Source organism: Brevibacterium picturae, assembly GCF_030453725.1.
In the GTDB taxonomy this organism is placed as follows: domain Bacteria; phylum Actinomycetota; class Actinomycetes; order Actinomycetales; family Brevibacteriaceae; genus Brevibacterium; species Brevibacterium sandarakinum_A.
The window spans coordinates 18,729-27,427 of sequence record NZ_JAKDJU010000025.1 but is presented as its reverse complement, the minus strand read 5'-3'; the positions used below and the strand labels follow the sequence as shown (position 1 = coordinate 27,427).

The following is an 8,699-nucleotide window of genomic DNA, read 5'->3' as shown; positions in this document are numbered from 1 at the left end:
CGAGCTCGATGCGCATGCCCCACGCACCCTCGCAGTCGAGCAGGCGCGGGATGTTGACGGCGAGCACAACGTCCCCCCGCGGGGCGCGGCGGCGCCGGCGCACCGCGACCGCGTGCGGCGGCGCGAGCGCGCGGTCGAGGGCAGGCAGCACGGCGCCGAGGGCGAGCAGGAAGAGGCGCCGGGGGATGCCTCACATCGTGGGCACGCGGACCTGGCGGCACATGGCCGCCCATTCGCGGCGGTCGGCGGCGGTCTCCCGGCGGGCCGGGCCCGCCTCGGAATCGCCGTCCCCCAGCGCTGCACCCACACGGACCTCCTCGCGACCGGGCCGCCCGGCGGCGCGACCGCCGCACCCGTGGCGCGGCAGGGCGAGCCTACCGAGCGCGGCCCACCTCCACCACAGAGCAGGCGGGACTCAGCCCTGCGGGTCGTCGTAGAAGCCGCCGCCCGCGCCGGCGCCCATGCGGCCGCGGTCGATGTAGTGCTCCTTGAGCCAGGCGGCGAGGCGCTGGCTGTGCTCATCGCCGCTCGAGAGGATGTTGTAGGCAGTGCCGAGGCCCACGACGTCGTAGATCTGGAACGGTCCCATGGGCGCGCCCGTGGCTATCCGCCAGACGTTGTCGACGTCCTCTGGCTGTGCGTAGCCGCCCGCCGCCAGGTCGAGGGCCGCATTGAGGAAGGGCACGAGCAGCGAGTTGAGCACGTAGCCGGGGCGCTCCTTGAGCACGGGGATGGGCACCATGCCGATGGCGCGGGCGAACTCCACGACCGTGTCGAAGACCGCGGGGCTCGTCTCCGCCGTGCCCATGACCTCGGCGGTGTTGAACTTCCAGATCTGGTTGGCGAAGTGCAGGGCGAGGAAGCGGTCGGGCCGCCCCGTGAAGTCCTTCATGTCGCTGGGCAGCAGGGTCGAGGAGTTCGTCGCGAAGATCGTGTGCTCGGGGGCGAGCGCCGCGAGCTTCTCGTAGGTCTCGCGCTTGATGTCGAGGCGCTCCGGGACGGCCTCGATGATGAGATCGGCATTCCCCGCGGCCTGCGCGAGGTCCGTCGTCGTCGCCAGGCGCTCGAGCGCTGCCTGCGTGCTGGCCTCGGTGGCGCCCTCGACCTCGGCCCGGTAGGCGGTGACGAGCGCGTCCAGGCGCTTGCGGCCGGCACTCAGGGCCTCGTCGCCGATGTCGTAGACGGTGACGTCGAAGCCGGAGTAGGCGGTCTGGTAGGCGATCTGGGCGCCGAGCACTCCGGCGCCCAGCACGGTGACGCGGGCAATGTCGCTCATGGTGTTCCTCCTCGATGGGCCGCCGGGGCGGCAGCCGCGCAACCTGCGCGCCTATTTTTGAGCTTACTCATTTTTCCGCGCTCGGCAAGGGCGGGGCCCGGCGCCCGCTCCCCTCGCGTCCGGGGCTACCTCCGCAGCGCGCGGCGCACGAGCGCGGCGGCGAACCGCGCCCGGTCGGCGGGGGCAACCAGCCCGGCCAGCGCCTCGGGCTCGGCTGGCAGCCTCGCCCGGCGCGCGCCCTCGAGCGCCTTGGCATCGAAGACCGGCGGGAGGGACCAGATCCCCTGGACCTCGCGCAGGAAGATCTGCGCCCCGGCGGGCCCGATGCCGGGAAAGGCGCGCAGCAGGCGGCTCAGGGCCGCGGGCTCCGCGTGCCCCGCTGCACGCAGCCGGCGCAGGTCACCGCCGTAGTCCGCGAGCAGGTGCTCGGACATGCGGCCCAGGCTGGTCGCAGTGCTCTCGTCGTAGCGGCGGTAGCCGGCGCGGCCCAGCGCGGCGACGCGCTGGCGGTGCGTCGAGGCGCGCATGTGCGCCGGGGGTGGTGAGGCCGGCGTCCCACAGCTCACGCGCGGCGGCCACCGCGATGTCCGCCCCATCGTGGTCCCTTCACAGTGGAGCAGGTCCATCGGAATCTTAGCTATGGCCACCGACAACGAGAGACGTGTTCGGGGCGCAGAAGGCATCTATGGACCTATCGCCAGACGTTGGATCGGAACACTCAGACCCCTTGCCCGCAGGGCCCAAGCAACACAACCCCTGGTCAGGCCGGCTCCCTATACGTTGAACCGGAACTCAACCACGTCGCCGCAGATAGCAACCTCTGATTGAACCGGTTTCGCAACGGCGGCAGAGAAGCCTCCGCGCGCTAGACCACACCACGCACAAACATACGGTTCAGTCGGTATCGATGGTCCGGACGACGGCGAGAGCAAAGCCGGCGCAGATCACGAACACCGCACCACCCATCGCCACGGGCAACGCGAGATGCACGCCAGCGAGAAGCCCGCCGATTAATGATCCAAGGGCAAGGGCGATCAACCCAAGGACGCGCGACGCGGCATTGACCCGCCCGAGGAGCGCATCTGGTACGAGACGCTGGCGAAGCGACGTCGCACAGATCCCCCACACCACGGCGTGGAGAATATAGATCGCCAGTAGCACCGAGGCAACCACTGCATTGCCAGTTACAGCGAGGGCCAGCAATGAGGCGGCCCCGGTGAGCAAACTTGCAAAGATCGTCCAGCGGTAGCCGATCCGCGAGCGGATACGAGCTGTCGCGAAGGAGCCGACGAGCCCACCGAGCGCGGACACGGCCAAGATGAGCCCGTACCCAACGCCATCGACCCCCAGCTGCTCCTGAGCGAAAATGACGAGGATGGAGAACGGAAGCATGTAGCCGATGCTCGCCAAGGCTCCAATCAATGCCAATCCCCCGACGAGGCGGTGGTGCGCGAGCCACGTTACTCCCGCCACGGCTTCTCGCCATACCGAGGCGCGCGCCGTGGGCGCAACCGCCTCAGATGGTCTGCCCCGATGCACGGGTAGTGCAAGCGCGATCAAGCCCGCAGCTGCCCAAAGCCCGCCCATTGCGTAGACGGGGGCAGCTGCAGCGATCGCGAAGAGGAACCCGCCGAGTGGCGGACCAGCGAATTCGTCGGCTATGAGTTGCGCGGCCGAGATCCGACCATTTGCCGTGTCCAGCTTGCCCTTCTGGACAAGGCCGGGAACGAGAGAGACCGCGGCGTTATCAGCAGCGCTCTCGAGTGTGCCGATGACCGCGTAGGCGGCGTAGAGGAGGACGAGACCTCCGACGCCCAATTGCACGCAGAGCGCGAGGGCGATGACGGCAATTCCTCGGAGAATGTTCGCAGCGATCAGGATTGAGCGGCGGTCGACACGATCGACCCATACGCCGATCGGCAGAGCCACGAGTAGGCGGACGAGAGCGTACAGCGTCGAGAGTCCAGCGATCCAGCGTGGATCGTCGGTAAGCGAGGCTGCCAGCAGCGGGATCGAGACGAACGCCAAACCGTCAGCCAGGTTCGACGCGGCGTTCGCTCCCCACAGGACACGAAAAGAACGACCAAGGGACACACACCCCAGAATACCCATCGCACCGCCACCAGCGGCTCATGGGAGCGAGCTGCTAGCGGGACGAAATCACTCGCACTCTAGCGGATCGAGACCTGCCCCAGTGAACCAAAGCGTTGTTGGATAACCGACTTATGAGTCAGACAGATTTTTGAGTCAGCGCACCTTCCGCGAGATCGCGGGTCGAACAACTTGAACCCGCCGCAGAACTGCCCAGCCGAAGCCACTCGCCAGAGACGCTACCGCAACGCGACAACGAGAATCGGCCTCTGCGAGAGCTCCGCAGAGACCGATCAAAGTCCCAGGTCAGCGGGACAAACGCTTAGCACCTGATGGTAAAGCGGAACCTGTCCATCGAACCCAACCGGAGGCCGAGAAGATAAAACCCCTGGTCAGAGGCCCTAACTAGACATTAAACCTAAATTCGACCACATCGCCGTCAACCATCACGTACTCTTTGCCTTCCATCCTGACCTTGCCGGCGGACTTGGCTGCGGCCATGGACCCGTTGACGTCGAGGTCACCGAACGAGACGACTTCAGCCTTGATGAAGCCCTTCTGGAAATCGGTGTGGATGACCCCGGCAGCTTCGGGAGCGGTTGCACCCTTCGGAATGGTCCAGGCACGGGATTCCTTGGGGCCGGCGGTCAGATAGGTCTGCAGGCCCAGGGTGTCGAATCCGACCCGTGCCAACTGGTCGAGCCCCGCCTCTTCCTGCCCTGTGGATTCCAGCATCTCGCGGGCTTCCTCCTCGTCGAGCTCGGCGAGCTCCGACTCGAACTTGGCGTCGAGGAAGATCGCTTCGACGGGAGCCACCAAGGCACGCATCTCTTCCTTCTTCTCCTCATCGGCAAGCACATCATCGTCGACATTGAAGACGTAGAGGAAGGGCTTGACGGTCATCAACTGGAGTTCACGCAGCTCGGTGACGTCGAAATTGTCGGCCTGCATGGCCTGGTAAAGAGTCTTGCCGCTCTCGAGGATCTCGACGGCAGCATCGATCGCGGTCAGCTGATCTGCCGGTGCCCGCTTGCCCTTCACTTCCTTTTCGATCCTCGGCCGCGCCTTCTCCAAAGTCTGCAGGTCAGCCAGAATCAGCTCGGTGTTGATCGTGTCGATGTCGTCGGCGGGGCTGATCTTGCCCTCAACATGGACGACATCGTCATCGACGAATCCGCGAATGACCTGGCAGATCGCCTCTGCCTCACGAATGTTGGCCAGAAACTGATTGCCCAGCCCTTCGCCTTCGGACGCACCGCGAACGATTCCAGCAATATCGACGAAGTCGACAGTTGCGTTGAGAATGCGCTCGGAGGTGAACATCTCGGCCAACCGAGTAAGCCGCGCGTCGGGCAACGGCACCACGCCGACATTCGGTTCGATCGTCGCGAACGGATAGTTCGCCGAGAGAACTTGATTCTTGGTCAATGCATTAAACATGGTCGACTTGCCAACATTGGGCAGTCCCACGATTCCGATAGTTAGAGCCACGGTAGCCAAGTCTATCCCGGCGCCGAGGTGCGGGTCGAAATCTCGTGTCAGTGCCATCTGTCACGCTTGAGTCATGAATGCTTTCCCCGCCACTGGACTTGTCATCGTCTTGATTCTGGCGATCATCATCAGCGCCGCTCTCGGCTTTCTCCTCGGGCGTGCCCATACACGTTCCCGCTATATCGAGAGACTCACCAGAGCTGAGACCACCTCTCGAATCCTCACGAATAGGACAGAGGATTTGGAGGCCGATGCACAGATGGCCGGTGAGATCACCGCCGCCATCGGCCCCCTGGCTGCCAGTGTCAATCATCTGCAGGAGAACCTTCAGGCTCAAGACCGATCGCAACTCGAGCAGATCACACGGCTCAATGCACAGATCGGCCACCTCAGCCAACAGAACCTCCGACTGCAGGAATCGACAGGGTCATTGGCCAGCGCCCTCAATTCGACGACTCAGCGTGGCGACTGGGGCGAGGTTCAGCTGCGGCGCATCGTCGAATATGCGGGGCTCCTCCCCCATGTGGACTTCGAGACCCAAGCCAGCAATGTGCGCGACGGCAAGAGGCACAGGCCCGACATGACCGTCAATCTGCCCGGTGGCGGAACGATCATCATCGATGCCAAGACTCCCTTGTCGGCGCGTATGTCTGATTCTGATTCCAACGATGAAGATCATGCTCGAGCACTGCTGCGGCACATAGATTCGCTGGCGTCCAAAGAGTACTGGAAGTCTTTCGACGCCGCCCCGGACTTCGTCGTCTGCTTCGTCCCCACGGACGGATTGCTGTCCTCGGCGGCATCCACCTATCCGAAGATGATCGATCATGCCCTCGGCAAGAACGTCGTTCTCGCGTCCCCCGCCACGCTTCTGGTCCTGCTCAAAACGGTGGCACTGAATTGGCGACAGGCGGACATGAGCACATCTGCGGCCGAGGTGCTCAGACTCGGCACCGAACTCTACGAACGCATCGGCACTCTGGTCACACACGTGACACGGATGGGCTCGAGTCTCGACCGGTCGGTCGAGGACTACAACCGCTTCGTCTCGTCGCTGGAGTCGCGATTCCTCGTCACAGCCCGGAAATTCCCTTCCACGGGAATCGCCACGACCGAACTCGACACAGTTGCAGAGCTTGACTCACGCAGCCGCGGAGTCAGCGCTGAAGAACTCACACGGCCGCGCTCCTCAGGCCAGGATCCCTTCGCGACACCAGACAGACATGATCTCCGCGGTCGCCGCACCGGAACCGACTAGTGAAAGCGCCGGTCAGATCAGGTCGTGTTCCCGGTCGGCACCATCGCGCTTGTTCGACGTCTTCTTACCCGCGGCCTTGAGATCCTTGCGCAGTTCACGAGGCAAGGAGAACATGATGTCTTCCTCCGCCGTGACGATTTCCTCGACCGAACCGAAGCCGTACTCGGCCAACAGCTCCAGAAGGTCCTGTACCAGCCCTTCTGGCACGCTGGCTCCTGAGGTCACGCCGACAGACGAGACGTCATGGAACCAGGTTTCGTCAACATCACGCGCGAAATCGACCCGACGAGCGTCCTTAGCTCCGTGCTCCAGAGCAACTTCGACAAGACGCACGGAATTCGATGAGTTGGCCGAGCCGACGACCAGAACCAGATCGGACTGCGGGGCAACCTTCTTCACTGCCACCTGCCGGTTCGACGTGGCATAGCAGATGTCATCGCTTGGCGGGTCCTGCAAGTGTGGGAACCGTTCACGCAGGATATCGACTGTGGCCATCGTTTCGTCGACACTCAACGTCGTCTGTGAAAGCCAGACCAGGCTCTCGGCCTCGGCGACTTCGACGGCCCTCGCTTCTTCCGGGTTCTGGATCAGCGTGATGTCATCGGGCGCCTCACCCATCGTGCCTTCGACCTCTTCGTGACCGGCGTGGCCGACAAGGAGGATGCGGTAACCGTCCCGCGCGAAGCGAACGGCTTCGCGGTGGACCTTCGTGACCAAGGGACAGGTGGCATCGATTGTGGAGAGCTCACGTGCGGCCGCCTCGGCGTGGACAGCCGGAGAGACACCGTGTGCGGAGAACACGAGTCTGGCGCCTTCGGGAACTTCGTCGGTCTCATTGACGAACACGGCGCCGCGTTCGGCCAGGGTGTCGACCACATGCCGGTTGTGCACAATCTCCTTGCGCACATAGACGGGAGCACCATAGTGCTCGAGTGCGCGCTCGACAGCGATCACTGCGCGGTCAACGCCGGCGCAGTATCCGCGCGGGGCGGCCAGAAGCACCTTCTGGTCAGCGCCTTCAGGCGTCCGGATGTCCTCCGGAGCAAGGCGTTTGCGCGGAATGGTGGGCGTGGGTACAGATACGGCAGTCACAAGCACAGTTTAGGCCGAGGACCTGAACAACGGCTACAAAGGTGAAGCAATCCACATCGCACCCCAAACAATTGCGCCCCAGCCGCTGACGTTCCTGTGCGGCAATGATTCGCCATGTCACCACCGTTCGTTAGGGTGGTGGGTTGGAAGGGGAGACAACATGGCGCAACGAATTTCCGGCACGCCCGGGACCCTCGGCGAATCGGTCGACGGTCAGGAGCTGGCCCCGACAGCAGGCGAGACGACGGCGGAGAATCCGTGGCCCCTGAGCCTGCTCTCAAGCAAGATGAAGTCCTATATCGATCGCATGTCGAGCGTGTGGATCGAGGGACAGGTCGTCGAGCTCAACCACCGCGGCAAGGCCAGCTATCTGACTCTGCGCGACACCGATGTCGAGATGTCGCTGCCCGTGCAGATCTGGAAGAACGTCCTCGAACGCACCGGCGCACCGCTGTCCGAAGGCAGCCATGTCGTCGCCAATCTCAAAGCCGACTTCTGGACGAAGACCGGCCGACTGACCATGCGGGCCAATGACATCCGCGCCGTGGGACTTGGCGAACTCCTGGCCAGGCTGGAGCGATTGAAGAAGCAGCTCGGCGCAGAAGGCCTGTTCGATCCGAATCGGAAACTGCGTCTGCCCTTCCTGCCCAACCGGATCGGCCTCATCACCGGCAGAGACTCCGATGCGCAGAAGGACGTCGTTCGCAATGTCCACCTGCGCTGGCCGGCCGCCGAATTCCAAATCCGCAACTGCGCCGTCCAGGGACCCGACGCAGTGCCAGGTGTGATGAAGAACCTGGCCGAACTCGATGCCGATCCGCAGATCGACATCATCATCATCGCTCGGGGTGGTGGAAGCATGGAGGACCTGCTCCCGTTCTCCAACGAAGCACTCGTCCGTGCTGTGTCCGCTGCGAACACTCCCGTGGTATCGGCAATCGGTCACGAAGCCGATCGTCCGATCCTCGATGAAGTCGCCGACATGCGCGCATCGACGCCCACCGATGCGGCCAAGCGCATCGTCCCCGACGTGGCCGAAGAGTCCATGAACCTGCTGCGTGCTCGGGCCGAACTCGAGGCCGCCGTCAATCGGATCATCGACCGGGAACAGGAGATGCTCACCGCAGTCCGATCACGTCCGGTCCTTGCGGAGCCGCAGACCATGGTGACCGCTCACGAAGAGCAGCTGCGCTTGATTCGGCGACGCAGTCTCCAAGCGACCACGACGCGTATCATGCAGGGACAGACCGAGATCAGTCATCTGCGCTCACAGGCGCGGTCCTTGTCACCACTGCGGACCCTCGAACGAGGCTACGCCGTCGTCCAAAGCGACGACGGCCAGGCCATCAGGGACTCGGCCGAGGTCAGCGCCGGCGCCGGCGTCCACGTCCGTGTCGCTCGCGGACGCTTCGATGCCGAGGTGACGGCTGTGCAGGAGAGCACAGATGACAGCCGATCGTCCCAGCAGTAACAGCAACCGGCCAAAGCTCA

Annotated in this window: 7 protein-coding genes; 2 read left to right on the top strand and 5 right to left on the bottom strand. The window is 64.1% G+C overall.

What is annotated here, in order from left to right; all coding sequences use genetic code 11:
* Positions 1-415: 415 nt before the first annotated feature.
* The 4 genes from L0G76_RS04585 to ychF form a co-directional block, all read right to left on the bottom strand.
* Positions 416-1,276 carry a 3-hydroxyacyl-CoA dehydrogenase gene (locus tag L0G76_RS04585; protein WP_096162048.1) on the bottom strand — a complete coding sequence of 287 codons (861 nt, stop codon included), beginning with the start codon at positions 1,274-1,276 and terminating at the stop codon, positions 416-418.
* A gap of 125 nt (positions 1,277-1,401) precedes the next feature.
* The gene (locus tag L0G76_RS04580) at positions 1,402-1,803 is read right to left on the bottom strand and encodes a hypothetical protein (RefSeq protein ID WP_101596254.1); all 402 of its coding nucleotides are present in this window, start codon (positions 1,801-1,803) and stop codon (positions 1,402-1,404) included.
* A 367-nt stretch (positions 1,804-2,170) separates the two neighbouring features.
* On the bottom strand, positions 2,171-3,388 hold the full coding sequence (locus tag L0G76_RS04575; RefSeq protein WP_304356141.1) for an MFS transporter: 1,218 nt from the start codon (positions 3,386-3,388) through the stop codon (positions 2,171-2,173).
* Between the two features lie 384 nt (positions 3,389-3,772).
* Complete coding sequence (gene ychF / locus L0G76_RS04570) at positions 3,773-4,858, bottom strand: redox-regulated ATPase YchF (protein WP_304356140.1); 1,086 nt, start codon at positions 4,856-4,858, stop codon at positions 3,773-3,775.
* Between the two features lie 73 nt (positions 4,859-4,931).
* Here ychF and L0G76_RS04565 point away from each other — a divergent pair, with 73 nt between their 5' ends.
* Positions 4,932-6,116 (top strand): DNA recombination protein RmuC, encoded by a 1,185-nt coding sequence (locus tag L0G76_RS04565; RefSeq protein ID WP_304356139.1) that lies wholly within the window; start codon positions 4,932-4,934, stop codon positions 6,114-6,116.
* A 12-nt stretch (positions 6,117-6,128) separates the two neighbouring features.
* Here L0G76_RS04565 and L0G76_RS04560 read toward each other — a convergent pair whose 3' ends face one another.
* Positions 6,129-7,214 carry a 4-hydroxy-3-methylbut-2-enyl diphosphate reductase gene (locus L0G76_RS04560; protein ID WP_304356138.1) on the bottom strand — a complete coding sequence of 362 codons (1,086 nt, stop codon included), beginning with the start codon at positions 7,212-7,214 and terminating at the stop codon, positions 6,129-6,131.
* Between the two features lie 154 nt (positions 7,215-7,368).
* Here L0G76_RS04560 and xseA point away from each other — a divergent pair, with 154 nt between their 5' ends.
* Positions 7,369-8,679, top strand: a complete 1,311-nt coding sequence (xseA, locus tag L0G76_RS04555; RefSeq protein ID WP_304356137.1) for an exodeoxyribonuclease VII large subunit — start codon at positions 7,369-7,371, stop codon at positions 8,677-8,679.
* Positions 8,680-8,699 lie beyond the last annotated feature (20 nt).

Excerpts from the sequence above, each read along its gene's own strand:
- L0G76_RS04585 (WP_096162048.1), bottom strand. The coding sequence starts at position 1,276 with ATGAGCGACATTGCCCGCGTCACCGTGCTGGGCGCCGGAGTGCTCGGC.
- L0G76_RS04580 (WP_101596254.1), bottom strand. The coding sequence starts at position 1,803 with ATGCGCGCCTCGACGCACCGCCAGCGCGTCGCCGCGCTGGGCCGCGCC.
- L0G76_RS04575 (WP_304356141.1), bottom strand. The coding sequence starts at position 3,388 with ATGGGTATTCTGGGGTGTGTGTCCCTTGGTCGTTCTTTTCGTGTCCTG.
- L0G76_RS04565 (WP_304356139.1), top strand. The coding sequence starts at position 4,932 with ATGAATGCTTTCCCCGCCACTGGACTTGTCATCGTCTTGATTCTGGCG.
- xseA (WP_304356137.1), top strand. The coding sequence starts at position 7,369 with ATGGCGCAACGAATTTCCGGCACGCCCGGGACCCTCGGCGAATCGGTC.